Annotated in this window: 27 protein-coding genes, 1 tRNA gene and 1 pseudogene; 10 read left to right on the top strand and 19 right to left on the bottom strand. The window is 69.1% G+C overall.

Features of this window, described 5'->3' with window-relative positions; genetic code table 11:
• The first annotated feature begins 17 nt into the window (after window positions 1–17).
• Window positions 18–485 carry a thioredoxin-dependent thiol peroxidase gene (gene bcp / locus ACH4YL_RS22745; RefSeq protein WP_398509234.1) on the top strand — a complete coding sequence of 156 codons (468 nt, stop codon included), beginning with the start codon at window positions 18–20 and terminating at the stop codon, window positions 483–485.
• 40 nt (window positions 486–525) lie between these two features.
• Window positions 526–609 (top strand) — tRNA-Leu (locus ACH4YL_RS22750).
• Window positions 610–625: 16 nt separating this feature from the next.
• Here ACH4YL_RS22750 and rdgB read toward each other — a convergent pair.
• The 4 genes from rdgB to ACH4YL_RS22770 all read right to left on the bottom strand — a co-directional run bounded on the left by rdgB (window position 626) and on the right by ACH4YL_RS22770 (window position 2,787).
• Window positions 626–1,228, bottom strand: a complete 603-nt coding sequence (gene rdgB, locus ACH4YL_RS22755; RefSeq protein ID WP_398509235.1) for an RdgB/HAM1 family non-canonical purine NTP pyrophosphatase — start codon at window positions 1,226–1,228, stop codon at window positions 626–628.
• Window positions 1,229–1,247: 19 nt separating this feature from the next.
• The gene (locus ACH4YL_RS22760; RefSeq protein ID WP_398509236.1) at window positions 1,248–1,634 is read right to left on the bottom strand and encodes a hypothetical protein; all 387 of its coding nucleotides are present in this window, start codon (window positions 1,632–1,634) and stop codon (window positions 1,248–1,250) included.
• A gap of 93 nt (window positions 1,635–1,727) precedes the next feature.
• On the bottom strand, window positions 1,728–2,465 hold the full coding sequence (gene rph / locus ACH4YL_RS22765) for a ribonuclease PH (RefSeq protein WP_398509237.1): 738 nt from the start codon (window positions 2,463–2,465) through the stop codon (window positions 1,728–1,730).
• Window positions 2,466–2,553: 88 nt separating this feature from the next.
• Window positions 2,554–2,787: a PTS glucose/sucrose transporter subunit IIB gene (locus ACH4YL_RS22770; protein WP_362687206.1), complete on the bottom strand. Its 234-nt coding sequence runs from the start codon at window positions 2,785–2,787 to the stop codon at window positions 2,554–2,556.
• Window positions 2,788–3,014: 227 nt separating this feature from the next.
• Here ACH4YL_RS22770 and ACH4YL_RS22775 point away from each other — a divergent pair, with 227 nt between their 5' ends.
• Entirely contained in the window at window positions 3,015–4,310 is a 1,296-nt protein-coding gene (locus ACH4YL_RS22775) for a PTS transporter subunit EIIC (RefSeq protein WP_398509238.1), read from the top strand.
• Window positions 4,311–4,579: 269 nt separating this feature from the next.
• The gene (locus tag ACH4YL_RS22780) at window positions 4,580–5,839 is read left to right on the top strand and encodes a PTS transporter subunit EIIC (protein WP_398509239.1); all 1,260 of its coding nucleotides are present in this window, start codon (window positions 4,580–4,582) and stop codon (window positions 5,837–5,839) included.
• A gap of 71 nt (window positions 5,840–5,910) precedes the next feature.
• Here the strand turns inward: ACH4YL_RS22780 and ACH4YL_RS22785 are convergent, their stop codons facing one another.
• The gene (locus tag ACH4YL_RS22785) at window positions 5,911–6,663 is read right to left on the bottom strand and encodes an MBL fold metallo-hydrolase (protein ID WP_398509240.1); all 753 of its coding nucleotides are present in this window, start codon (window positions 6,661–6,663) and stop codon (window positions 5,911–5,913) included.
• Window positions 6,664–6,848: 185 nt separating this feature from the next.
• Between ACH4YL_RS22785 and ACH4YL_RS22790 the strand changes: the two genes are divergently transcribed.
• The gene (locus ACH4YL_RS22790; protein ID WP_398509241.1) at window positions 6,849–7,325 is read left to right on the top strand and encodes a type II toxin-antitoxin system PemK/MazF family toxin; all 477 of its coding nucleotides are present in this window, start codon (window positions 6,849–6,851) and stop codon (window positions 7,323–7,325) included.
• Window positions 7,326–7,363: 38 nt separating this feature from the next.
• On the opposite strand, the gene ACH4YL_RS22795 is transcribed toward ACH4YL_RS22790, so the two are convergent.
• From ACH4YL_RS22795 to clpS, 7 genes are all read right to left on the bottom strand, one after another.
• A complete protein-coding gene (locus ACH4YL_RS22795; RefSeq protein WP_398509242.1) occupies window positions 7,364–8,314 on the bottom strand; it encodes a PLP-dependent cysteine synthase family protein in 951 nt (316 codons plus the stop codon).
• Window positions 8,314–8,592 (bottom strand): MoaD/ThiS family protein, encoded by a 279-nt coding sequence (locus tag ACH4YL_RS22800; RefSeq protein WP_398509243.1) that lies wholly within the window; start codon window positions 8,590–8,592, stop codon window positions 8,314–8,316. Before ACH4YL_RS22800 ends, ACH4YL_RS22795 begins: the two co-directional genes overlap by 1 nt.
• A 90-nt stretch (window positions 8,593–8,682) precedes the next feature.
• On the bottom strand, window positions 8,683–8,799 hold the full coding sequence (locus ACH4YL_RS22805; RefSeq protein ID WP_398509244.1) for a putative leader peptide: 117 nt from the start codon (window positions 8,797–8,799) through the stop codon (window positions 8,683–8,685).
• A 100-nt stretch (window positions 8,800–8,899) separates the two neighbouring features.
• A complete protein-coding gene (locus ACH4YL_RS22810; protein WP_398509245.1) occupies window positions 8,900–9,322 on the bottom strand; it encodes a Mov34/MPN/PAD-1 family protein in 423 nt (140 codons plus the stop codon).
• 80 nt (window positions 9,323–9,402) lie between these two features.
• Entirely contained in the window at window positions 9,403–10,818 is a 1,416-nt protein-coding gene (locus ACH4YL_RS22815; protein ID WP_398509246.1) for an amino acid permease, read from the bottom strand.
• A 259-nt stretch (window positions 10,819–11,077) separates the two neighbouring features.
• On the bottom strand, window positions 11,078–11,671 hold the full coding sequence (locus ACH4YL_RS22820; protein ID WP_398509247.1) for a DUF2017 domain-containing protein: 594 nt from the start codon (window positions 11,669–11,671) through the stop codon (window positions 11,078–11,080).
• Window positions 11,671–11,985, bottom strand: coding sequence for an ATP-dependent Clp protease adapter ClpS (clpS, locus tag ACH4YL_RS22825; RefSeq protein ID WP_398509248.1), 315 nt, complete (start codon window positions 11,983–11,985; stop codon window positions 11,671–11,673). The genes ACH4YL_RS22820 and clpS overlap by 1 nt, the downstream gene beginning before the upstream one ends.
• 80 nt (window positions 11,986–12,065) lie before the next feature.
• Between clpS and ACH4YL_RS22830 the strand changes: the two genes are divergently transcribed.
• Both ACH4YL_RS22830 and ACH4YL_RS22835 read left to right on the top strand, forming a co-directional pair.
• A complete protein-coding gene (locus ACH4YL_RS22830) occupies window positions 12,066–13,409 on the top strand; it encodes a nicotinate phosphoribosyltransferase (RefSeq protein WP_398509249.1) in 1,344 nt (447 codons plus the stop codon).
• 102 nt (window positions 13,410–13,511) lie between these two features.
• Complete coding sequence (locus tag ACH4YL_RS22835; protein WP_398509250.1) at window positions 13,512–14,099, top strand: nicotinamidase; 588 nt, start codon at window positions 13,512–13,514, stop codon at window positions 14,097–14,099.
• A 249-nt stretch (window positions 14,100–14,348) separates the two neighbouring features.
• On the opposite strand, the pseudogene ACH4YL_RS22840 reads toward ACH4YL_RS22835, so the two are convergent.
• A pseudogene (locus ACH4YL_RS22840) lies at window positions 14,349–14,645 on the bottom strand (hypothetical protein); the annotation flags it as partial.
• A gap of 123 nt (window positions 14,646–14,768) precedes the next feature.
• Window positions 14,769–17,186 (bottom strand): immune inhibitor A domain-containing protein, encoded by a 2,418-nt coding sequence (locus tag ACH4YL_RS22845; protein ID WP_398509251.1) that lies wholly within the window; start codon window positions 17,184–17,186, stop codon window positions 14,769–14,771.
• Between the two features lie 367 nt (window positions 17,187–17,553).
• Here ACH4YL_RS22845 and ACH4YL_RS22850 point away from each other — a divergent pair, with 367 nt between their 5' ends.
• Entirely contained in the window at window positions 17,554–17,874 is a 321-nt protein-coding gene (locus tag ACH4YL_RS22850) for a hypothetical protein (protein ID WP_398509252.1), read from the top strand.
• On the opposite strand, the gene ACH4YL_RS22855 is transcribed toward ACH4YL_RS22850, so the two are convergent.
• Complete coding sequence (locus ACH4YL_RS22855; protein ID WP_398509253.1) at window positions 17,860–18,597, bottom strand: RDD family protein; 738 nt, start codon at window positions 18,595–18,597, stop codon at window positions 17,860–17,862. The two genes, ACH4YL_RS22850 and ACH4YL_RS22855, sit on opposite strands and share 15 nt — an antisense overlap.
• 101 nt (window positions 18,598–18,698) lie before the next feature.
• Window positions 18,699–20,207, bottom strand: a complete 1,509-nt coding sequence (locus ACH4YL_RS22860; RefSeq protein ID WP_398509254.1) for an RDD family protein — start codon at window positions 20,205–20,207, stop codon at window positions 18,699–18,701.
• A 229-nt stretch (window positions 20,208–20,436) separates the two neighbouring features.
• On the opposite strand from ACH4YL_RS22860, the gene ACH4YL_RS22865 reads away from it, so the two are divergent.
• Complete coding sequence (locus tag ACH4YL_RS22865; protein WP_398509255.1) at window positions 20,437–20,913, top strand: SsgA family sporulation/cell division regulator; 477 nt, start codon at window positions 20,437–20,439, stop codon at window positions 20,911–20,913.
• 47 nt (window positions 20,914–20,960) lie between these two features.
• On the opposite strand, the gene ACH4YL_RS22870 is transcribed toward ACH4YL_RS22865, so the two are convergent.
• Window positions 20,961–21,341: a VOC family protein gene (locus ACH4YL_RS22870; RefSeq protein ID WP_398509256.1), complete on the bottom strand. Its 381-nt coding sequence runs from the start codon at window positions 21,339–21,341 to the stop codon at window positions 20,961–20,963.
• 105 nt (window positions 21,342–21,446) lie between these two features.
• On the bottom strand, window positions 21,447–22,814 hold the full coding sequence (locus tag ACH4YL_RS22875) for an FAD-binding oxidoreductase (protein WP_398509257.1): 1,368 nt from the start codon (window positions 22,812–22,814) through the stop codon (window positions 21,447–21,449).
• A gap of 108 nt (window positions 22,815–22,922) precedes the next feature.
• Here ACH4YL_RS22875 and ACH4YL_RS22880 point away from each other — a divergent pair, with 108 nt between their 5' ends.
• Window positions 22,923–24,524: a hypothetical protein gene (locus ACH4YL_RS22880; protein ID WP_398509258.1), complete on the top strand. Its 1,602-nt coding sequence runs from the start codon at window positions 22,923–22,925 to the stop codon at window positions 24,522–24,524.
• Here the strand turns inward: ACH4YL_RS22880 and ACH4YL_RS22885 are convergent.
• Window positions 24,499–25,071 (bottom strand): class F sortase, encoded by a 573-nt coding sequence (locus ACH4YL_RS22885; RefSeq protein ID WP_398509259.1) that lies wholly within the window; start codon window positions 25,069–25,071, stop codon window positions 24,499–24,501. The genes ACH4YL_RS22880 and ACH4YL_RS22885 overlap by 26 nt on opposite strands.
• Window positions 25,072–25,186 lie beyond the last annotated feature (115 nt).

Here is a 25,186-nt window from a genome sequence, read left to right on the forward strand (position 1 = left end):
GCCCTACGAGGAGAACCATGAGCGAGCGACTCCAGCCCGGCGACACCGCCCCTGCCTTCACCCTGCCCGACGCGGACGGCAACGAGGTCTCGCTCGCGTCCCACAAGGGCCGCAAGGTGATCGTCTACTTCTACCCGGCCGCGCTGACGCCCGGCTGCACGAAGGAAGCCTGCGACTTCACGGACAACCTGGATCTGCTGGCCGGCGCGGGCTACGACGTCATCGGCGTGTCCCCGGACAAGCCGGAGAAGCTGGCGAAGTTCCGCGAGAAGGAGAACCTGAAGGTCACCCTGGTCGGCGATCCGTCGAAGGAGACGCTTGAGGCGTACGGCGCGTTCGGCGAGAAGAAGCTGTACGGCAAGACGGTGGTCGGCGTGATCCGTTCGACGTTCGTGGTCGACGAGGAGGGCAAGGTCGAGCGGGCCCTGTACAACGTGAAGGCGACCGGCCATGTCGCCAAGATCATCAGGGACCTCGGCATCTGACGACCGCCGTCCGGCCAGTAATATGGCCGGACGACGGCCCGCGGCCGTGGTGGAACTGGCAGTCACGCTGGGTTTAGGTCCCAGTGGGGTAACTCCCGTGAGGGTTCGAGTCCCTCCGGCCGCACTCTCAACTCCGGGCGTCAGCCCAGGAGTTCGCGCACCACCGGGACCAGTGCCCGGAACGCTCTGCCCCGGTGGCTGATCGCGTTCTTCTCCGCCGCAGACATCTCCGCACATGTACGGCTCTCGCCCTCCGGCTGGAGGATCGGGTCGTAGCCGAAGCCGCCGTCGCCGTGCGGGGAGCGGCGCAGGGTGCCGAGGAGGCGGCCTTCCACCACTCGTTCCGTGCCGTCGGGCAGGGCCAGTGCCGCCGCGCAGGCGAAGTGGGCGGCGCGGTGGGGCGTGTCGATGTCGACGAGTTGGGCGAGCAGTAGTTCCAGGTTGGCCTGGTCGTCGCCGTGGGTGCCGGCCCAGCGGGCGGAGAAGATGCCGGGCGCGCCGCCGAGGACGTCGACGCAGAGGCCGGAGTCGTCTGCGACGGCGGGCAGTCCGGTGGCCTTGGCCAGGGCGTGGGCCTTGAGCAGCGCGTTCTCGGCGAAGGTGACGCCGGTTTCCTTGACGTCGGGGATCTCGGGATAGGCATCCGCGCCGACGAGGTCGTGGGGCAGACCTGCGTCGGCGAGGATGGCCTTCAGTTCGGTGAGCTTCCCGGCGTTGCGGGTGGCGAGTACGAGACGGGTCATGCCACCGATTATCCGGGGGCTATCCGGGTGTGCAGACCTTGCCGATCTCGGTCGCGGCGTCGGTGACGGGCTTGATGTCCGGAGTGGTGTCGCCGTTCTCGATGGACTTGCGGACATTGTCGACGCCGGCGTTGAGGTCGTCGACGGCCTTGCTCAGGTCCGCGTTGTCGGTCTTGTCGCCGAGGGCCGTGAGCTCCTTGTCGATGGCGTCGAGGGACTCCTTGGCCTGTGTCGGGTCGTTGGCGGCGGTGGACACGGCCTGCTGGAGGTTGTCGACGCTGGTGGCGATGGCGTCAGCCGTCTCGACGCAGGAGATGGCCTTGTCGATGGCGCTGCAGCCGACGGTGATCGGTACGACCAGTGCGGCGGTGGCGAGCGTGAGTGCTATGCGGCGGCGCGCAGACATGGAACGGTCCTCCCCGGGTACGGACGGGCGCACGGTTCGGCCCGTGCGCCCGTGGTTCTCAAGACGCCCGTCAGAGCGTTCTTGGTTGCTTCTTTACCCTTCGAGCGTGCGCTCGAGGGCCGCCAGTTGGAGCACGGCGAGGTCGGCGCAGCCGGCGGTCGCGAGGTCCAGCAGGGCGGTGAGTTCCTTGCGGTCGAAGGGCTCGGCCTCCGCGGTGCCCTGGACCTCGACGAAGCGGCCGTCGCCGGTGCAGACCACGTTCATGTCGGTCTCGGCGCGTACGTCTTCTTCGTAGCAGAGGTCGAGGAGCGGGGTGCCGTCCACGATGCCGACGGAGACGGCGGCGACGGTGCCGGTGAGCGGCTTACGGCCGGCCTTCACGAGCTTCTTGGACTGGGCCCAGGCGACGGCGTCGGCGAGTGCGACGTACGCGCCGGTGATGGCGGCGGTGCGGGTGCCGCCGTCGGCCTGGAGTACGTCGCAGTCGAGCACGATCGTGTTCTCGCCGAGGGCCTTGTAGTCGATGACCGCGCGCAGCGAGCGTCCGATCAGGCGGGAGATCTCGTGCGTGCGGCCGCCGATCTTGCCGCGGACGGATTCGCGGTCGCCGCGGGTGTTGGTGGAGCGCGGCAGCATCGAGTACTCGGCGGTGACCCAGCCTTCGCCGCTGCCCTTGCGCCAGCGCGGCACGCCTTCGGTGACCGAGGCGGTGCAGAAGACCTTGGTGTCGCCGAAGGAGATGAGGACGGAGCCCTCGGCGTGCTTGCTCCATCCGCGTTCGATGGTGACCGGGCGGAGCTGTTCGGGGGTGCGGCCGTCGATTCGAGACATGGGGTCGAGCCTATCGGCTGTGCGACAGAGCGCCGGAGGGGCCGTTTTCGGCCCCTCCGGCGGGATTGAGCTCAGCCGACGGCCGGACTCACATCATGTCTTCGATGTCCGCGGCGATGGGGTCCGCGTCGGTGCCGATCACGACCTGGATCGCGGTGCCCATCTTGACGACGCCGTGTGCGCCGGCGGCCTTCAGCGCAACCTCGTCGACCTTGCTCGGGTCGACGACTTCGGTGCGGAGACGGGTGATGCAGCCCTCGATCTCCTCGATGTTGTCGATTCCACCGAGCCCGGCGACGATCTTCTCAGCCTTGCTGGCCATGTCTTCTCCCTGCGTTCAAGCGCTGAGCGCTGCTCCCGGTCCACCATTGGTCCGCTTTGTCACGGTAACGCACGGTTGGCCCATCTTCACGGGCGAGTAATCATCCCGTACCGAATGATGACGATCACCGGTGCTGTGTCCCGCGTGCGGACGCGGGGACCGTACCGCAACTGGTCTACACCAGTCTGCAACACCTGCCAAATCAAGGCTGTTCCGGGAGGACGCCGATGAGCTCCGAGAGCGCGGCCGTGCCGCAGCAGACGTGGTGGAACAAGGCGTTCCAAGGCCTGCAGAAGATGGGCCGCAGCCTCCAACTGCCCATCGCCGTCCTCCCCGCGGCCGGCATCCTCAACCGCCTCGGCCAGCCCGACGTCTTCGGCGCGGAGGGTCTCGGCTGGGACAACGTCGCCAAGGTGATGGCCGGCGCTGGCGGCGCGCTGCTGGACGGCAACCTCGGTCTGCCGATGCTGTTCTGCGTCGGCGTCGCGATCGGCATGGCCAAGAAGTCCGACGGCTCGACGGCCCTCGCGGCCGTCGTGGGGTTCCTCGTCTACTACAACGTCATGCGCCAGTTCCCCGAGGACTGCCCGGGCGGGGCAGTGGTGGTCGTTCTCGGCTGCCAGGCCCCCGACGGATCGGTCGCGGCCCATACGTACCAGAATCCGGGTGTCTTCGGCGGCATCGTCATCGGCCTGCTCAGCGCCTGGTTCTGGCAGCGCTACCACCGCACCAAGCTGGTGGACTGGCTCGGCTTCTTCAACGGCCGCCGGCTCGTCCCGATCATCATGTCCTTCGTCGCGATCGCGTTCGCGGCGTTGTGCCTGTGGGTCTGGCCGCCGATCGGCGACGGTCTGGAGAACTTCAGCGACTGGCTCGTGGGTCTCGGCTCGTGGGGCGCCGGCATCTTCGGTGTCACCAACCGAGCGCTGCTGGTCATCGGCCTGCACCAGTTCCTGAACGTGCCCATCTGGTTCCAGTTCGGCACCTACGTCAAGCCGGACGGCACGGAGGTGCACGGCGACATCACCATGTTCCTGGCGGGCGACCCGAACGCGGGCCAGTTCACCACCGGCTTCTTCCCGATCATGATGTTCGCGCTGCCTGCCGCGGCACTGGCGATCACCCACTGCGCCAAGCCGCACCGCCGCAAGGAGATCGGCGGCCTCATGCTGTCGGTCGCGCTGACGTCGTTCGTCACCGGCATCACCGAGCCGATCGAGTACTCGTTCCTCTTCGTGGCCCCGCTGCTGTTCGCGATCCACGCGGTGCTCACGGGTGTGTCGATGGCGGTGAGCTGGGCGCTGGGCGTCAAGGACGGCTTCAGCTTCTCGGCGGGACTGATCGACTACGTCATCAACTGGGGCCTGGCGACAAAGCCTTGGCTGATCATTCCGATCGGTCTGGCCTTCGCGGTGGTGTACTACGCGATCTTCCGGTTCGCGATCACGAAGTTCAACATCCAGACGCCGGGGCGGGAACCGGAGGAGGTCGCGGAGGAGATGGAGCGGGACATCACGAAGTAGACCGCCCGCCGCCGGCGCTTCCGGCGTTATACGTATCGCCGCCATAAGGCCCCTGGACTTTCCGTCCAGGGGCCTTATGTCGTGCATTTCGCGCTATGGCCCAGGCCACAAAATTCGCAGGTTCCTTATCTTTCCCTCACGTGCTACAACAGGTCTACACCACTCAGTGGTGTAGACCACGCGGTCCATACCACCGCGTTCCCCCGAGACATCGCCGTCCACTTTCCCTTCCCCTTTTTGTGGCGGCGGACTGCCCACTGGAGGAAGTTATGACTACGGCTACCGCGGCCCCGCCCGCCAAGAAGTGGGGATCGGGCCTGTTCCAGGGCCTGCAGAAGGTGGGTCGAAGCCTGCAGCTGCCGATCGCCGTCCTGCCCGCCGCGGGCATTCTGCTGCGCCTCGGGCAGCCCGACGTCTTCGGCAAGGACGGGCTGGGCTGGGACAAGGTCGCCTCGGTCTTCGCCACCGCCGGTGACGCGGTCTTCGCCAACCTGCCGCTGCTGTTCTGCATCGGTGTGGCGATCGGCTTCGCCAAGAAGGCCGACGGCTCCACCGCGCTCGCCGCGCTGGTCGGCTACCTCGTCTACAAGAACGTCCTCACCGCGTTCCCCATCACCGAGGCCGTGGTCAACACGACCGAGAACAAGGGTGTGGACCTCGCCGCCACCTACAACAACCCGGGTGTCCTCGGCGGCATCGTCATGGGCCTGCTCACCGCAATCCTGTGGCAGCGCTACCACCGCACCAAGCTTGTTGACTGGCTGGGCTTCTTCAACGGCCGCCGGCTCGTGCCGATCATCATGGCCTTCGTCGGCGTGATCATGGGCGTCTTCTTCGGCCTCGTCTGGGAGCCGATCGGTGAGGTCATATCCAACTTCGGCGAGTGGATGACCGGGCTCGGCGCTGCGGGCGCGGGCATCTTCGGCGCCATCAACCGCGCGCTGATCCCCATCGGCATGCACCAGTTCGTGAACACCGTCGCCTGGTTCCAGATCGGCGACTTCACCAACGCGGCGGGCGAGGTCGTCCACGGCGACCTGAACCGCTTCTTCGCCGGCGACCCCGAGGCCGGCCTGTTCATGAGCGGCTTCTTCCCGATCATGATGTTCGGGCTGCCGGCCGCGGCCCTCGCCATGGCGCACGCCGCCCGCCCCGAGCGCCGCAAGGCCGTGATGGGCATGATGATCTCGCTCGCGGCGACCTCGTTCGTCACCGGTGTGACCGAGCCGATCGAGTTCTCGTTCATGTTCATCGCGCCCCTGCTGTACGTGATCCACGCCGTGCTGACCGCGATCTCGATGGCCGTCACCTGGGCGCTGGGGGTCCATGCGGGCTTCACCTTCTCCGCCGGGCTGATCGACCTCGGACTCGGCTGGAGCAAGGCGACTCAGCCATGGCTGATCATTCCGATCGGCTTGGTGTTCGGGGCGATCTACTACGTGGTCTTCCGCTTCGCGATCACCAAGTTCAACCTGCCGACTCCGGGCCGTGAGTCCGACGAGGAGATCGAGGAACTGACCAAGGCGTAAGCCCCTGGCAGTTCACGCACAAGGCCCCGGAACCCTCGCGGTTCCGGGGCCTTCTGCGTGGCAGCGACGGTTCAGACTTCGTAGACCGCGCCCGGGACCGCGACCTCGGTCGGGCCGTCGTACACCGCTCGCGCGTCGTCCAGGTTCTGCTGGGGGTCCGTCCACGGCGGGACATGGGTCAGCACCAGCCGGCCCGCGTTCGCGCGCCGCGCGAACGCACCCGCTTCGCGGCCGTTCAGATGGAGGTCGGGGATGTCCTCCTTGCCGTGTGTGAAGGACGCCTCGCACAGGAACAGATCGGCTCCGTCGGCGAGTTCGTGAAGCGGCTCGCACACGCCCGTGTCGCCGGAGTACGTCAGCGTTCTGCCGGCGTGCTCCAGGCGGATGCCGTACGCGTCGACCGGGTGCGCCACCCGTTCCGTACGGACGGAGAACGGGCCGATGTCGAAGCTGCCGGACTTCAGGGTGTGGAAGTCGAAGACCTCACTCATGGAGGTGGGCGAGGGAACGTCCGCGTACGCGGTGATCAGGCGCTGCTCGGTGCCTTCGGGGCCGTAGACCGGGATGGCGTCGCAGCGGCCGCCATCGTGGCGGTAGTAGCGGGCAACGAAGTACCCGCACATGTCGATGCAGTGGTCCGCGTGGAGATGGCTGAGGAAGATGGCATCGAGGTCGTAGAGACCGATGTGGCGCTGCAGCTCGCCCAGGGCGCCGTTGCCCATGTCGAGGAGCAGCCGGAAGCCGTCGGCCTCTACGAGGTAGCTCGAGCAGGCCGAATCCGCGGACGGAAACGACCCCGAGCAGCCGACGACGGTGAGCTTCATGGAGCTGAACCTCCGATACGAGGAGGGCTGGGAGTGGGTCGTGCGGTTTGTTGAGCGTAAGGCGCGAAAGGGCCGGTCGCTCCTCCAGAGAGAGGGGTTGTGGGGGAACTCACCTGCGCTGTCACCCCTCTGGGCGGCCAGAACGCGGCGCGCGTCGGGCGTGGCGCGCCGGTAGCCTTCCGCCTATGGACACATCTTGGTGGCTCGCGTTGCTCGCCGTCGTGGTGATCGCGCTGGTCGCCGCGTTGGTGGACGGCCGGGGTCGCGGCACGCGCCGTCCGGACCGCAAGCGCGGTGCGAGCGGGCGCACCCGGCCGCCGGGCAGGCCGGCCGGTCCGCGGCGCAAGACCGAGCGGCGGCCGCGGCCTGGCGAGATCTGGTGGGCGGATGTGCCCTACGAGGACGGGCCCGGCTCGAAGGACCGGCCGTGTCTGGTGCTTTCGGTACGGGGCAAGACCGCGCAGGTGGCGAAGATCACGAGCAAGTACCACGACGAACGGCCGGGAGTGATCGCGCTGCCGCCGGGTACGGTCGGCGACGCGCGAGGGCGGCCGAGTTTCCTGGAGACGGACGAACTCCGGGACGTGGCGATGTGGGAGTTCCGCCGGAAGGTGGGGGTGGTGGACCCGACGCTCTGGGACCAGGTCCGCCACCTGAGCTGACCGGAGCTACAGGCCTACGCCCCCTGCCTCCTACGCCCTTACGCCCAGAGCTGGCCCTGGAGCGTGTCGATCGCCGCCTCCGTCGTCTCGGCCGTGTAGACGCCCGTCGACAGGTACTTCCAGCCGCCGTCGGCGACGACGAACACGATGTCCGCGCTCTCGCCCGCCTTGACCGCCTTCTTGCCGACGCCGATCGCCGCGTGCAGCGCCGCGCCCGTCGAGACACCCGCGAAGATGCCTTCCTGCTGGAGGAGTTCGCGGGTGCGGGTGACCGCGTCGGCCGAGCCGACCGAGAAGCGGGTCGTCAGCACGGACGCGTCGTAGAGCTCCGGTACGAAGCCCTCGTCGAGGTTGCGCAGTCCGTAGACCAGGTCGTCGTAGCGCGGCTCGGCGGCGACGATCTGGATGGCCGGGATGTTCTCGCGCAGGAAGCGGCCGACGCCCATCAGCGTGCCCGTCGTGCCGAGTCCGGCGACGAAGTGGGTGATGGACGGGAGGTCGGCGAGGATCTCCGGGCCGGTGGTGGCGTAGTGCGCGCCGGCGTTGTCCGGGTTGCCGTACTGGTAGAGCATCACCCAGGCCGGGTTCTTCTCCGCGATCTCCTTGGCGACGCGCACGGCCGTGTTGGAGCCGCCGGCCGCCGGGGACGAGATGATCTCCGCGCCCCACATCGCGAGCAGCTGGCGGCGCTCCTCGCTGGTGTTCTCCGGCATCACGCACACGATGCGGTAGCCCTTGAGCTTCGCGGCCATCGCCAGCGAGATGCCGGTGTTGCCGGACGTCGGCTCCAGGATCGTGCACCCGGGCGTCAGACGGCCGTCCTTCTCCGCCTGTTCGATCATGTGGAGCGCCGGGCGGTCCTTGATCGAGCCGGTCGGGTTGCGGTCCTCCAGCTTGGCCCAGATGCGTACGTCCTCCGAAGGCGACAGCCTCGGGAGGCGGACCAGCGGTGTGTTGCCGACCGCGGCGAGCGGAGAGTCGTAACGCATCAGCGCATGCCGCCTGCGACTGCCGGGAGGATCGTGACGCTGTCGCCGTCGGCGAGCTTGGTGGAGATGCCGTCGAGGAAGCGGACGTCCTCGTCGTTGAGGTAGACGTTCACGAAGCGGCGCAGCTGGTCGCCTTCGACGATGCGCTCCTTGATGCCGCTGTGACGGGTCTCGAGGTCGGCGAAGAGCTCGGCGAGCGTGTCTCCGCTGCCCTCGACGGCCTTGGCTCCGTCGGTGTAGGTGCGGAGGATGGTCGGGATGCGGACCTCGATGGCCATGGCGTGGGCTCCTGTCGGGAGTGTCTGGCGGGGTGCTGAGGGGCGCGCGGCTCTGCCCCCGCGCGAGGGGGTGGTGCTTGCTGGATGCGCTCAGAGCGCAGCAGGGGCCGTACACATCGCGCTGGCGAGGCGGCACAGGTCGACGTGCAGCCGCGCCACGAGCAGCAGCGTGCCCGGCGTCCTGTCGCTCACGTCATGGGGAACCATGGGGTCATCGTATCGATTCCCGGTCCGGATCCCGGAGTGTGATCTCGAATGCTGGACGCCAGCCGCTCAGCATGCGGTCATGAGCGGAGGCCGGAGCGGTTCAGTACGCCTCGACGACCTTGACCTCTTCCTCGGTCACCTCGCCGTCCACGATCGTGAACGAGCGGAACTGGAAGGGGCCCGTGCCGTCCGTGTCCGCGGTGGACACCAGGACATAGTGAGCGCCCGGCTCGTTCGCGTAGCTGATGTCCGTACGGGACGGGTACGCCTCGGTCGCGGTGTGCGAGTGGTAGATGATCACCGGCTCTTCGTCGCGGTCGTCCAGCTCCCGGTAGAGCTTCAGCAGATCCGCCGAGTCGAACTCGTAGAAGGTGGGCGAGCGGGCGGCGTTCAGCATCGGGACGAAGCGCTCTGGGCGGCCGCTGCCCTCGGGTCCGGCGACGACGCCGCACGCCTCGTCGGGGTGGTCGGCGCGGGCATGCTCGACGATCTGGTCGAAGAGGTCTCTGGTGATGGTCAGCATGGGGCTCAGGATAAGCAGACGGGCGGGCCGTACCGAAGACTGGTACGGGCCCGCCCGAATGCCGGGACGTTCTGGGGCAATCAGCGCTTGTTGAAGGCCGCGCCCTCGGGGTTGCGCCGCTTCAGCACCAGATACGAGACGCCGAGGAGCAGCGCCCACAGCGGCGCGCAGTACAGCGAGATCCGCGCGTCCTTGTCGACGCCCATCATCACGATGACCATGCCGATGAAGGCGAGCGCGAACCCGCTGGTGAACGGGGCGCCGGGCGCCTTGAAGGTGGACTGCGGCACCTCGCCGCGGTCGGCCTTGGCGCGGTAGCGGAGCTGGCTGACCAGGATCATGATCCAGGCCCACATGCCGGAGATGGTGGCGAAGGAGACGACGTAGTTGAACGCGTCGCCCGGCCACTGGTAGTTGATCCAGACGCCGACCAGCATCAGCGCCGCGGAGAAGGTGGTGCCGATCAGCGGGGTGCCGCTCTTCGTCAGCCTGGTGAAGGCCCTGGGGCCCTGGCCGTTGAGCGCCAGGTCGCGCAGCATGCGGCCGGTGGAGTACATGCCGGAGTTGCAGGACGAGAGCGCCGCGGTGAGGACGACGAAGTTGACGATCGCCGCTCCGACACCGAGGCCCATCTGCTCGAAGGCGGCCACGAACGGCGAGATGCCCGGCTTGAAGTGGGTCCACGGGACCACCGAGAGGATCATGATCAGCGCGCCGACGTAGAAGACGGCGATACGCCACGGCACGGTGTTGATCGCCTTGGGCAGCGTCTTCTCCGGGTCCTTGGACTCGCCGGCGGTGACGCCGACCAGCTCGACCGCGAGGAAGGCGAACATCACGATCTGCAGCGTCATCAGCGTGCCGCCGATGCCCTTGGGGAAGAAGCCGCCGTCGGACCAGAGATGGGTCACTGACGCGGTGTCACCGGCGTCGGAGAAGCCGAGCGTGAGCACACCGGCGCAGATGAGGATCATGCCGATGATGGCCGTCACCTTGACCATCGAGAACCAGAACTCCAGCTCACCGAAGAGCTTCACGGAGATGAGGTTCGCGCCGTACAGGATGATCGTGAAGACCAGCGCGGAGAGCCACTGCGGAATGTCCCACCAATACGTCATGTAGGTGGCGGCCGCAGTCACCTCGGTGATGCCGGTGACGACCCAGAACAGCCAGTACGTCCAGCCGGTGACAAAGCCCGCGAAGGGGCCGACGAACTCACGCGCGTACTCGGAGAAGGACCCCGAGACCGGGCGGTACATGAGCAGTTCGCCCAGCGCCCGCATGATGAAGAAGATGACCAGGCCCGCGATGGCGTAGGCCAGGATGAGGCTGGGTCCGGCCTTGGAGATGGCCTTGCCCGCGCCCAGGAAGAGGCCGGTGCCGATGGCACCGCCGATCGCGATCATCTGGATCTGCCGGGCGCCCAGTCCGCGCTGGTAGCCCTCGTCCGCGGATGGTTTGCCGTCGTGCTTCTGCTCGACCTGCGCCGAGGTCATGGTGATGCGCCTTTCTCCATGCGATCCCCCCGGACTGAAATGGAGTGCCACCGGCGGTCAGCCGGCCCGAGCGCCCCAGGAGACATGGGTGGCGTCGCCTGCGGTGCGGAAGATTTATCACGGCTGCAACAGCCGTCAGCCACGGCGGTTGTGGCGCACACCACAGGAAGAAGCGGACAAAAATCCACCGGCTTCACAAAGCAAGCAGGAGCGGTGACATGATCGTTATCCGGATTTGAGCGTCCGCTGAGCGAACACTTCAGGACATCAGAGTGTCGACGAGCGTCTCCTGGAGCGCGCCGAGCCAGAGATAGGCCATCACCATCGGCTTGCGCGGATCGGAGTCCGGCAGCCGGTACAGATCCCCGTTCTCGTCGTCGTCACTGACGTCCAGCCGGGTGCCGATGGTCAGCCGCAGATCGTTGAGCGCGCCGAGCCAGTGCGGGCAGTCGTCCGCGCTCACCTTCAGTACGGCTCCGCCCTCGTCGCCCACCGTGAGCGAGTCGAGGCCGCGTACGACCGTGAGCGCGTCGTCGCGCTTGCGGGAGCGCAGATCCTTCTCGGTGAAGCGCCTGAACTCCGAGGAGAGGGCCTGCAGTTCCTCGTCATCGGCGTCGGCGTCGGGTCCCGCGTAGGCATCCGGGAACAGCCTGGCCAGCGCGGGATCGGCGGGAGGTTCGCTCGGACCCACGGCGAACAGCGCGGCCAGCGGGTCCTCGCCCTCGACGGGCTCGTCGCCCGGGCCGATCAGCTCCAGCATCTGCACGGCGAGCGAGCGCAGGATCGAGATCTCGACCTCGTCGAGGGCGACGGCCGCGCCGCCGCCGGGAATCGGCTCGAAGTGTCCCGCCATCAGATTCGGTCCTGGGAGAGCGTCGCCCACAGACCGTAACCATGCATCGCCTGCACGTCGCGCTCCATCTCTTCGCGGCTGCCGCTGGAGACGATGGCGCGCCCCTTGTGATGAACGTCGAGCATCAGCTTGTGCGCCTTGTCCTTGGAGTAGCCGAAGTAGGCCTGGAAGACATAGGTGACATAGCTCATCAGATTGACCGGGTCATTGTGGACGAGCGTCACCCATGGCACGTCGGGCTCGGGGACGGCGAAGGTCTCCTCCGCCGATTCGGGACGTTCGATCTCTGTGGGAGCAACACTCACCTGGTCCATGCTGCCACCCGAGAGGCCTCATCGCACAAACGACTCTCACATCTCGTCACTCTGACGAGATGTGCGCTAGCATCGTGGCCATGGCTGACGTCATGGGTAACGCACGGGACCTGGGGCTGCCGGTCGACGTTCCGTCGACGGCGCTCTTCACCGACCAGTACGAGTTCACGATGCTGCAGGCGGCACTCCGCAGCGGCACCGCCGACCGGCGCTCCGTCTTCGAGGTCTTCACCCGCCGGCTGCCCGACGGCCGGCGCTACGGAGTCGTCGCAGGCACCGGCCGCGTGCTGGACGCCGTGGAGAACTTCCGCTTCGACCCGGACGTGCTCGGCTTTCTGCGCGAGCAGAGCATCGTCGACGAGCCGACGCTTCAGTGGCTGGCCTCGTACCGCTTCAGCGGCGACATCTGGGGCTATCCGGAGGGCGAGGTGTACTTCCCGGGCTCTCCGATCATGCGCGTCGAGGGTTCCTTCGCCGAGTGTGTGCTGCTGGAGACCGTGATCCTGTCGATCCTCAACCACGACTCGGCGATCGCCGCCGCGGCCTCGCGGATCTCGACGGCGGCGGGCGGGCGGCGGCTGATCGAGATGGGCGCGCGGCGTACGCACGAGCTCGCCGCCGTCGCCTCCTCGCGCGCCGCGTACGTCGGCGGCTTCAACTCCACCTCCGACCTGGCGGCCGGCTTCCGTTACGCCATCCCGACCGTCGGCACCAGCGCCCACGCCTTCACGCTGCTGCACGACAGCGAGCGCGACGCCTTCCGGGCCCAGGTCGACTCGCTCGGCCGGGGCACCACGCTGCTGGTCGACACGTACGACGTGGCCGAGGCGGTCCGTACGGCGGTGGAGATCGCGGGCCCGGAGCTCGGGGCCGTCCGGATCGACTCCGGCGACCTGCTGCTGGTCGCGCACCGGGTGCGGCAGCAGCTCGACGAGCTCGGCGCGACGAACACCAAGATCGTGGTCACCTCGGACCTGGACGAGTACGCCATCGCCTCGCTGGCGGCGGCGCCGGTGGACGCGTACGGCGTGGGCACCCAGCTGGTCACCGGCAGCGGGCACCCGACCTGCTCGATGGTCTACAAGCTGGTCGCCCGGGCCGAGTCCGGCGACCCCAAGGCCCCGCTGGTGCCGGTCGCGAAGAAGTCGCTGGGTGCGAAGTCCTCGGTGGGCGGGCGCAAATGGGCCGCCCGCCGGCTGGACGCGGACGGGGTGGCCGAGGCGGAGGTGATCGGCCTCTCCTCGGTGCCGGCCGAACTGGCCGACCGGCAGCTGCTGGTGGAGCTGGTCAAGGGCGGCGAGATCGTCGCGCGTGAATCGCTGGACGCCGCCCGCGAGCGGCATGTGATGGCACGGGCGGGGCTGCCGTTGTCTGCGATGCAGTTGTCCAAAGGGGAACCGGTACTGCCGACGGAGTACGTATGAACCGCGCGTGAAGCACCTCTCCCGCACGGCGGTCCGAGTCTCTAGGCTCGGTACCCCCGATCGTTCTCCGTCCCGCACCCGAATCCGCTAAGGACCCCCGCCATGCACCGCGCCTTGATCGTCGTGGACGTTCAGAACGACTTCTGCGAAGGAGGCAGCCTCGCGTTGGCCGGAGGCGCCGAGGTCGCCGCCGCCATCACGGACCTGATCGGCCAGGCCGCTCCGGCGGGGTACCGCCATGTGGTGGCCACCCGCGACCACCACATCGAGCCCGGGGACCACTTCTCCGAGCGCCCGGACTATGTCCGCAGCTGGCCGCCCCACTGTGTGGCGGGCACGGAGGGCATCGGCTTCCACCCGAACTTCGCGCCGGCGGTGGCGTCGGGCGCGATCGACGCGGTCTTCGACAAGGGTGCGTACGCGGCGGCGTACAGCGGCTTCGAGGGCACGGACGAGAACGGCACGACGCTGGCCCAGTGGCTGCGGGCGCGCGAGGTCTCGGAGGTCGACATAGTCGGCATCGCGACCGACCACTGCGTGCGGGCGACGGCGCTGGACGCGGCGCGGGAGGGCTTCACGACGCATGTGCTGCTGGACCTGACCGCCGGAGTCGCCGAGAAGACGACGGAGGCGGCGCTGGAGGAGCTGCGGGGCGCGGGCGTGGAGCTGTCCGGCAAGCCGGTGGTGTAGCCGCGAGGAGCTCCGCTCCCCGGACCGCCGAGGCACCCGGGGACCGCCAGGGCTTCCTGGACCCGGCCTCCGTGACCGCCTGGACCCGCCTCAGACTCCCCCGGACTCCGTCCGGAGCGATCCCCACGGGCCCGTCTGTCCGCCCGGCTGCTGGAGGATCAGCCGCGCTCCCACGGCCGCGTCGCTCGAGGCCTGCGGCTGCGGCTCTGGGGCCGGGGAGGAGCCATAGGTCCTGGTCCCTCCCGAGGCGCGGAGCAGCGCCCGTATCGGGTGCCAGAGCTCCTGCGCCGGCCCGGCGTCGGTGCGCCAGAGCAGGCCGTCCGGGTGGTGCAGCACCGCCGTGATCTCGTCCGGCGTCGGCGGCTCCGTGTTGCCCCGCAGATAGACCGCCCGCAGCCCCAGATTCCGCAGCCGGGTCAGCGCACGGGCCCGGTTCGCCGCGTGCACCAGAAAGCGAACGGTGCCGCCGTCGGCCGTCGGACTCGGCAGACTGAGTGCGACCACCACGCTGCCGTTCGGCAACTTGCTGAAACCTCCGCCGGGCATGCTGAACCACTCCCCCGTGAGATGGCGTGTCAATAAGGACCTGGTACGACGCACCTAAACACGATCGGCCGCCGCCCGCTAGAGGGCGACGGCCGATCATGCTCTGACCTGCGGTGATACGAATTACTTGGCCGACGGACCAACCTTCACGGTGATCGAGTCGCCATTCAGCGGCTCCTTCACGATGGAGATCTTGGTGTTGGTGTCAGCAACCTTCACACCGGCCGTCGGGTTCTCGGCGTACCAGTACACGCCCTTGCGGTCGTCGAAGACCGAGTTGCCCGGCTGCGGCGCGATCCGCTGTGCGACATCCGCCTTGTGCAGCGTGATGCCGTCGGTCCGCCACAGACTGAACGTCGAGTCGAACGACTGGATCTTGTTCCGCATCAGCGTGCCGTCCGCCCACTTCAGCGGCTTGGCGTGCGCGTCGATCGGCAGGACAAGACCCTGGCCCGGGTGCTGGCTGGTGTTGTTGTCCTTCTGGGAGGTGTCCCAGAGCCAGATCAGCAGGCCGTTCTGGTACGGGTAGTGCTCGACCCACGAGTCCTTCGGCGACTTGAAGCCGAAGTTGTACGGGCCGACCTTGAGGGTCTTGTCGTACGACACGTACTGGCGGTTCTCGGCCAGGTAGTACTGCTCGTACTCCTTGGTGAAGGACTCACCGATGCGCGAGAAGCCCTTCGAGGTCCAGCCCGCGTCGTCGCCCTCGGCGTTGTCGGTGAACAGCGGTGCGCCGTCCGCCACCACGCTCAGGCCGTCGGCCGCGAAGCCCTTGCCGCCCGCGCCGCCGTCCGTCTGGTAGCGGAAGCGGACGTCGACCTTCTTGCCCGCGTACGCGTCCAGCGAGTACACGAGCTTCTTGTACGCGGCCGAAGCACCGGTCAGCGCCGGCTTGTCGCCCGCGTCACGGGTGATCGCCTTGCCGTCGGCCGTGCCGTCCACCGGCGTCCAGTTGGCGCCGCCGTCCGTCGACACCTCGGCGTACAGGTAGTCGTAGTTGGCCTCGATGTCCCACCAGCCCGAAAGCTCCAGGGACGCCTTGGCCTTGCCGGTGAGGTCGACCGGGCGGGACAGCGTGTTCTTGAGGTTGTCGCCCATGTCGCTCCACCACTGCTTGGAGCCCTCGGCGGGCTTCACGACAGTCGTGGTGACCTTCTTCTTCGGCAGTTCGACGACCAGCGCCTGCGGGCGCTTGGTGTTGTACGCCGAAACACCCAGCGTGTGCGTGGAGGCGGTGGCCGCCTTGCCCCGGGTGTAGTTGAGCCAGCCGAGCTGGAGCTTGTCCCAGGCGGTCATGTCGCCCGGCAGGTCTCCGATGGAGTCCTTGCCGTTGCCGAGCCAGGAACCTGCCGACATCAGCGTCCAGAAGCCGGTCGAGTTCTCGCCCTTGCCCGAGGTGTCGTAGTGGTCGGGCAGACCGAGGTCGTGACCGTACTCGTGGGCGAAGACACCGAGGCCGCCGTTCTCGGGCTGCATGGTGTAGTCGCCGACCCAGATGCCGGTGGAGCCGATCTGGGTGCCGCCGGCCTTGTTCTCGGACGGGCCGGTCTTGCCCGCGTCGGTGCCGTAGGCGTACCAGCGGTGCGCCCACAGGGCGTTCTCGCCCTCGGCGCCGCCGCCCGCCGACTCGTCCTCACCGGCGTGGACGATCTGGAAGTGGTCGATGTAGCCGTCGGGCTCGTTGAAGTTGCCGTCGTTGTCGAAGTCGTAGCGGTCCCACTCGTCGTACTTCGACAGGTCCGCCTTGACCTGCGCGTCCGTACGGCCCTTGGCCTTCTGGTCGGCGACCCATGCGGTGACGCCGTCCTTGACCGTGTCCCAGACGTTGGCGCAGTTGGTGTCGCCGCAGTAGTTGGAGCCGTAGCGGGCCTCGTTGTAGTCGACCTTGACCCAGTCGGAGACTCCGCCGTCGACCGAGTAACGGCCGGACGAGGTCTTCTCGTAGTAGGTCTTCAGGGACTCCTTCGGCTTGCCGCTCGCGTCCTTGCCGGTGCCGAAGTAGAGGTCCTGGAAGTGCTGCTGGTTGTAGTCCGCCTGCCAGGCCGTGGAGTTGTCGTTCGCACGGTCGGGCTTGGCGATCTCGTTGTGCTGCGGGCCCGGGGTGCCGCCGTACTTCTTGACGGGGGCCTCGGGTCCTTCGGGGCCGTCCGGGTCGAACATGGTGGTGTCGTCGACCTTGTCGCCGAACTCCACCAGGATCGTGAAGATCTTGTCCGTCTTCTCCCGGCCGAGCTCGACGTACTTCTTGTCGTCGAGCTTCACCACCCGGGACCCGCCGCGCTGCTGCACGTCCGCGTCGCCGGATATGAGCTGTTCCAGCGCGGCTTCGCGCTGCTGGTCCTGCTGCTTGCTGAAGGGGCCCTCGAGATCGTGCTCGACATGGTCCTTCTGCGGGGCCGGGTCACGGCGCTCGATACCGGCCGGCTTCGCGGACTTTCCGTCCTCGGCCTGGGCGCTGCTGAACGCCGATGCCGACGCGGTGGTCGCGGCCAGAGCCACGAGCACCGCGGACGCTCTGATCGTCCGTCGCTTGATGGTCACTTGATGCTGTCCTCCCCCGCGCTCCTTCGCAGCGGACCTATGGGGGTAGTCCGGGCGAGGCAAACGCGTCACAAGTGACGACATTCGACCGGAGTCTCAGAAGAAAAGACAGACCTTGACTTGAACAGGCCAACTGCACTATGCGTGAGCACAGTTCCGCTATCCGGACGAGGAGGAGACCGGACAACAGGCGCATTGATCCGGACAGTTGGTTGGGCGAATGACTCCGTGCGCCCCCCATGCCTCGGCACCGTGGGTTAGGTCACGCTTACGTCTGGTTCCTCCCGGGCATCCACCGTCGTAGAGTCACTTGACAGTGGCACCGCGCTGAGAGACACACCCCGACGTCCCGAGGACGGATACCGTCATGCCGCGTCCGACTGCCGCACAGCTCGCCTACGGTTCGGCCACCGTCGTCTTCTCGACCCTCGCCCTCCTGCTGTTCACCCGCACCACCGAGGGCATCGGAGTCGCCGCCATCGGCGTCGCGTCGATGGCGCTCGGTCTACTGGTGGCGGTTGCCATGCCGTTGAGCAGGAACGCGGCGCGGGCGGCCAGGACGGCAGAGGCGGCCCGCACGGTCCGCAGGGACCACGCTGCCGCCTCCGAGCTGTCCGCCAGGGTGCCCGCGGCCCGCGCTCACGTCGGTGCCGAGACCCGGGTCAGCGAGCACTCACTGCGCCGTTGACACCACCACCGTCTTGCCCGCCTTGTCGTGCAGACCCTGTTTGTACGGCTTGTCGCTCACGATCGTGATGATGATGACGAGCCACCAGATGCAGAAGCAGCAGACGAGTGCGGGCACCCACAGCACGGCGGCGCGCATCAGCGAGGAGCTGGTGTCGGGGGTGCTGCCGTCGTTGAGCATGGCGACCCGCAGCTTCATCCAGCGCTTGCCGAGGGTCTGACCGTTCCGCTTGACCATGATCGTGTCGTAGCCGACGTAGCCGATCAGGGAGAGCAGCGACCAGAGCCACTGCCGGCCCGTGTTCACTTCCTTGGTGATCTCGTCCCAGCTGTCGCCGTCGCCGGTGACGTCCCAGCCGCCGAAGGCGAGCGAGATCAGGAACAGCGGGATGAAGACGATCAGGGCGTCGATGACCCGGGCCAGGAACCGGTTGCCGAAACTCGCCAGTGGCGGCATCCCGGCAAGCGGGTCGGCGCCGCCGTACGAACCGCCGTACGGGTCGCGGTCGTCGTACGGCGGAGGCGTCCCACCCGCACCGCCGTACGGGGAGCCCGGCGGAGGCGGGCCCGGCGGCGGGCCTCCGGAGCCCGGTGGCGGGCCCTGCGGAGGCTCCCCAGGAGGCCCCTGAGGACCGCCTGCCGGCGGCGGCGTGGGCTCCTGCGGCTTCTTCCGGAAGGGGTCGTCCTCGGGCGGCTGGCCGGGCGGCGGCTCGTCGTTGCTCATGGGGGCAGTGCACCGCGCCACGAGTGCCCCCGCAACGGTTCGCGCGCCGTTCGGGGGAACCCGAACGGCGCGCGAAACCCTTGCCGGAGCCGGTCAGCCGATCAGCCGGTGACGAAGGTGCGCGCCGCCTTGTCGTGCCAGCACTGCCGCCACGGCCTGTCGAACAGGCACCACAGCACATTGAGCACGCCGACGGCGAGCAGACCGAGCACTCCGTACACCAGCCAGCGGCGCAGCGCCGCCCCGAACGACGGCGGCTCGTGCGACTCGATGTCCCAGACCTTGAGTCCGCAGAGCTTCTTGCCGAGCGTGCGGCCCCACTTCGCGGTCGGCAGCGCCTCGTACAGCGCGCCGATGACCAGCAGAGCGCCGAGGACGATGCCGAGATGGCCGGCGGTGGTGCCGTCGACCAGCCAGACGGTGACCGTCTCGCCCGACTGCTTCGCCGCCTCGATCTTCTCGTCGATGTGGGCGCGCGCCTGCGAGAGGACCGGCACGGCGACGGCGCCCACGAGCGCGCCGATCAGCACGGAGTCGATCAGCCGGGCCACGAGGCGCTTGCCGAGCCCCGCGGGACGGGCCGCGGCCTGGGCCTGGGCGGCCTGCAGGAACGGGTCGCTGACCGGCGGCTTCCACGGCACGACGGGCGGTTCGGCCTCGCCGGGCTGCGCGAGCCGGTGGACCTGCTGCGCCCAGGACGCGGAGCCGCCGCCGGGACCGTTGGTGACGGGAGCCTGCTGGGCCTGCGCGGGCACCTGGGCCTGCTGGGGCTGGTGCGGCTGGTGCGGCTGAGAAGGAGCCTCGGGCTGCGGACGGCGCTGGGCCGGAGCCTGCGGCTGTGACTGCGCGGGTGCGGCGGGGGCGCCGGACGCGCCCGGAGTCATGGACCGTACGGAGAACGGGTCTTCGGCCTGCTGCCCGGCGGCAGGCGCAGCGCCCCCGGCGCGCAAGGCGCGGATCGTGACGGTGCCGTCGGCGGGCGGCTGGGGCCCGCGGGCCGACGAGTCGGCGGCGGGGTCGGCGGTGCCCGCGCCGGTAGGTGTCGGCAGACCGCGGCGCATCGCGCGGATCGCCACGGTGCCGTCGGTCGGCGGCTCGCCGTCCGAGGCCGGACCCATCGACCGTACGCCGGGCAGCGCGCCGCCCGTCGGGTCGCCGGTCCCGCCCGAAGCTGCGGCTCGCCGTGGGTCGGCGGTCGCACCGGGAGCACCGGAAGCGGCTGCCGGGTCGGGCGTACGCGGGTCCTGTGCGCCGCCCCACGAGACGCGGTTGTCGCGGTCGCCGCCGAAGCCGGTCTGCCGCGCGGTGTCGGCCTGCCAGGCCGTCGCGGGCTCCGGACGCGTCGGCTCGTCGCTCGGATCCTCGTCGATGAAGACCGGGCCGGTCTCCTCAACGGCGGGCGTGGCAGGGGCCGATGCGGCACTCTGCGCGGACGCGTCCGCCGGTCCTGGCGCGATGGGCATCGCCTCGCCAGTCCTGGGCGCTGGACGGCTCGTGCCGGGCACCCAGGCCGCGCCGTTCCAGTACCGGACATATCCGGGGATGGACGGATCGGGGTAGTAGCCGGGCGTGGGGCTGCCGTCGCCGGTGGCCGGGGTGGGGGCGCTCATCACCGTGGTCCCGTATCTCCTCGAGAGCCTCAATTCAAGGGTCCACATCTATCAGACCCTTGAGCGCCGCTGGGCCGGTCCCGGTGTAACGACCACTATCCGGTCACATCCCGATCACAGAAAGTTATCGCCGAAAGTCGCGTCATAACCGCGTGCGACCCCGCTCTCACCTTGCAGGGCCCGCCCCAGGCGGCCCGTACAGGCCCTGTACAAGGAAGGAAGCACTGTCATGCACACCGTGGTGGAACGCGAAGCAGAGCTGAAACTCGTGCTGTCGCCGGAGCGCAGCATCCCCGTCCCGGCCCGGCTGACCTACCGCACGGCCGACCCGTACGCCGTGCACATCACCTTTCACGTCGGCTCGGACCACCCCGTCAACTGGACCTTCGCCCGCGAACTGCTGGTCGAGGGGGTGTTCCGGCCGTGCGGCCACGGCGATGTCCGGATCTGGCCGACCAAGGTCAACGGCCGCAGCGTCGTGCTGATGGCGCTGAGTTCGCCCGAGGGCGACGCGCTGCTCGAGGCGTCCGCCGCGGTGGTCTCGGCCTGGCTGGAGAGAACGCTGCGGGTGGTCCCTCCGGGCTCTGAGACGGAGCAGCTCGGGATCGACGACGGCCTCGCCGAGCTGCTGACCCCTACTCCGGCCGACGACCTGTGGCTGAAGGACCCTTGGCCCTCGGACGAGTCGCAGAACGGGGACGCCTGATCGGCGCGGGGTCGATCGCCGGGTTGATGGACGGATTGATCGACGGGTTATTCGATCACGTACGTGTGGGTGATGAACTCCAGCGAGTGCCCGTCCGGATCGTCGACGTAGACGCCGCGGCCGCCGAAGTGATGGTTGATCTTCTGGGGCTGCTGGTGCATCGGATCGGCCCAGTACGGCAGTTCACGCTCGGTTATCCGGCCGAAGATCTCGTCGAACTCCTCCTCCGAGACCAGGAAAGCGAGGTGCTGAGAGGTGATGTCGCGGCGCTCGTCGAGGTAGTCGAGAGTGACGCCGCCCGCCAGCGGCAGGCTTGCGAACGGGCCGAAAGGCCTGGGCTCCGGCTCGCCGATCAGCTCGGCGAGGAAGCGTGCTCCTGCCCAGCGGTCGCGGCTGTGGACGATGGTGTGGTCAAGACGTGCCGGCACGGCTCCTCCTTCATCGGTACTTTCACGCTATGCGGGGAAGCCGTGCGCGGACCATCGGGCATTCGCCTTAGGGCTCCGGGACCAGCCTTGAGCAGGGCCAATGGCTCAGAAGAGCTTGCCGGGGTTGAGGATGCCGAGCGGGTCGAAGGTCTGCTTGATGCCGCGCTGCATCTCCACGCCGACCGGGCCCAGTTCGCGTGCCAGCCACTCCTTCTTGAGCACGCCGACACCGTGTTCTCCGGTGATCGTGCCGCCCAGCTCCAGGCCGAGCGCCATGATCTCGTCGAAGGACTCACGGGCACGGCGCGATTCGTCCGGATCCGAGTGGTCGAAGCAGACGACGGGATGGGTGTTGCCGTCGCCCGCGTGCGCGCAGACGCCGATGGTCAGGTCGTACTTCTCCGCGACGGCGGCCGTGCCCTCGATCATCGCGCCGAGCTTCGAGCGCGGTACGCAGACGTCGTCGATCATCGTGGCCGACTTCACGGTCTCCAGCGCGGTGAGCGACAGCCTGCGCGCCTGCAGCAGGAGTTCGGACTCCGCGACGGTGTCGGCAGGGACGACCTCGGTCGCGCCCGCCGCGCTGCACAGCTCGCCGACGGCGGCCAGATCGGCGGCCGGGTCCGGGGTGTCGAAGGCGGCCAGCAGCAGGGCCTCGGTGGTGCCCGGCAGGCCCATGTTCGCCATGGCGTTGACGGCCTGGATGGTCGTACGGTCCATCAGCTCCAGCAGCGACGGGGTGTGGCCGCGCTCCATGATCGCGCAGACGGCCTCGCAGGCAGCGGCGGCCGATTCGAACTCCGCCGCGAGCACCAGCTGCGCGGGCGGCTGCGGCCGTAGCGCCAGCACGGCCTTGACAACGATGCCGAGGCTGCCCTCCGAGCCGACGAACAGCCGTGTGAGGTCGTATCCGGCGACGCCCTTGGCGGTGCGGCGGCCCGTGTTCAGCAGCCGGCCGTCGGCGAGCACGACCTCCAGGCCGAGGACGTACTCCGCGGTCACGCCGTACTTCACGCAGCACAGTCCGCCGGACGCGGTGCCGATGTTCCCGCCGATGGTGCACATCTCCCAGCTGGACGGGTCCGGCGGGTAGTAGAGCCCGTGTTCGTTGACCGCGCGGGACAGCACGGCGTTGACCACGCCCGGTTCGACGACGGCGATCCGGTCGACCGGGCTGATCTCCAGGATCCGGTCCATCTTCGTCAGCGACAGGACGATGCAGCCGTCGGAGGCGTTGGCGGCGCCGGACAGTCCGGTGCGGGCGCCCTGCGGGACGACCGGGACACGCAGCGCGGTCGCGGTGCGCATGACGTGCTGCACCTGCTCGACCGTGCGCGGCAGCACGACGACGGCTGGAGTGCCCGCCTCGCAGAAGCTCGCCATGTCGTGTCCGTAGGAGGCCGTGACGTCCGGGTCGGTGATCAGGGCTTCGGCAGGCAGGCCGGATCGCAGCCGCTCGAGAAGATCGTCCATGAGCCCAGCCTCGCACCAGGGGCCATCGGTGTGAACCCGTCTGCGATCCGCATCGCAGGGCCGGGCGCATTCTTCGTATTGACTGCCCGCTGACGCACAGTGAGCGCCATGAACAGCGAACACGTGAAGAACGCCGCGATCAGCACGCTGGCCGCCGCGACGCTGGTCACCGGGGTGATCGTGCTCGCACCCGGCTGGGGCGAGCACGGGCCGCGGCCCGCGGCGGGAGCGGCGGCCCGGGCGCAGGCGGCGGCGGGCGCGGGCGCGCCGGCGGCGCTGACGGATCTGATCGCGCTCATCGACGAGCGGGAGCGCCATCTCGCGGCCCATCCGCGGGACGAGGAGTCATGGGCGGTGCTCGGGTCGGCGTATGTGGAGCGCGGCACCCGGCTGGCGGACTGGGCCTCCTACCAGAAGGCGGAGCACGCGCTGCGGCGCTCGCTGGAGGTGCTGCCGGGCGAGCAGGGCAATGTGGAGGCACTGCTCGGGCTCGCGGCGCTGGCCAACGCGCGGCACGACTACACCTGGGCCCGCACCTGGGCCGAGCGTGCGGCCAAGCTCCGGCCGAAGCGGTGGACGGCGTATCCCGTGCTGATCGACGCGTACACCGGACTCGGCGACTACAAGGCGATCGGCCCGGCGATGGACCGGATGCTGGAGCTGCACTCGGGCGCGCAGGCGCTCGGCCGCGCGTCCCAGGTCTACCGCAACCGCGGCTGGCGCGAGGACGCGGCGGCACTGGCGCACGACGCGGTCGGCAGCGCCGGCGGGCCCGCGGAGAAGGCGGCCGCGCTGCACCGGCTCGGCGATCTGTCCTGGGAGCGCGGCGAACCGCTGGAGGCGGTCGGCCACTACGACCTGGCGCTGAAGCTGGTACCCGCCCACCATCCGGCGCTGGCCTCGCGCGGCCGTGCGCTGGCGGCTCTGGGCCGTACGGACGAGGCGTTCCGTGACTACGTGTCGGCGCTGGAGAAGGCACCGCTGCCCGAATACGCCCTGGAGGCGGGCGAGTTGTCCGAGTCGCTGGGGCTGAACGGGGACGCCGCTGCCCAGTACGCGGTGCTGCGCACATCGGCGGCGCGCGCCGGATCGCACGGCGTCAACGAGGAGCTGGTGCTCGGTCTGTACGAGGCCGACCACGGGGACCCGGCGGCGGCCGTGCGGCGGCTGCAGGGCGAGTGGGACCACGGGCGGCGGAGCATTCAGCTGGCGGACGCGCTGGGCTGGGCACTGTTCCGTTCGGGCAGGCCGAAGGACGCGCTGCCGTACGCGAAGCGGGCGACGGAGGAGGGTCTGCGCAGCGCGCTGTTCACATACCACCGCGGCGAGATCGAGCGTTCGCTGGATCTGCGGGGACCGGCGCGCAGGCATCTCGCGGAGGCGCTGCGGATCAACCCGTACTTCTCGCCGGTGCTGGCGCCGGTGGCGGCGGTGTCACTGGCGGCGGTGGGCGAGCCGGAGGAGGGCGGGCCGGAGGAGGGCGGGCCGAAGAAGGTGACGGGCGATGCGTACGTGCCGCCCGCTCCGAGCCCGAGTACGAGTACGAGTACGAGCCCGAGCCCCAGCACGAGCCCCAGCACGACGTCGGGTCCAAGTCCGTCGCAGACTCCGGCTCCGAGTGCGACGGCGAGCTCGACGCCGACGCCTTCGCCCTCGGCTCCGAGCCCGGCCAAGACGTCGTCCGTCAGCGCAGAGCCGCGTAGACGATGAGGTTGTCCACCGGGTGGCCCTGCGCGTCGAATTCGCCGTCGCAGGTGATCAGACGCAGCTCGCGGCCGTTCGTCGGACCGTAGACCTTCTCGGTGGGAAAGGCCTTCTTGCTGACCGTCTCGGTGCCGGTGACGGTGAAGTGGGCGGTGGAGCCGCGGGAGTTGCGTACGGCGATGTCCGCGCCCTTGGCGAGCTTCCCGAGGTCGTGGAAGACGGCCCTGCCGAAGCGCGTGTCGTTGTGCCCGATGATCACCGCGGCACCGCGCTCTCCCGGGATCGCCGCGCCCGTGTACCAGCCGGCCGTCATGCCCTGGTCCGCCGGCGGGACCTCGACGGTGCCGTCCTTGTTGAGCCCCAGCGGCATCAGCGAACTGGCCACGCCTATCGAGGAGATGGTGACGTGGGCCGGGTCCGCGGGAGTTTCGGTACTGGGAGTGGTGACCGGCTTGGTCGGGCGGGCGGCCGGTGGTTCCGCGGTGGCGTCGGCCGAGCAGCCCGTGCCGGCGGCGAGGACGACGAGGAGGACGGCAGGGACGAGACGGCGCATCGATGCTCCAGGAGCGGGACTTGGGGCCGTGGGGGGGGGGGGGGGGGGGGGGGGGGGCGGGGGGGGGGGGGGGGGGGGGGGGGGGGGCGGGGGGGGGGGGGGGGGGACGCGGCGA

The organism is Streptomyces sp. NPDC020681 (genome assembly GCF_044334895.1).
Taxonomy (GTDB): domain Bacteria; phylum Actinomycetota; class Actinomycetes; order Streptomycetales; family Streptomycetaceae; genus Streptomyces.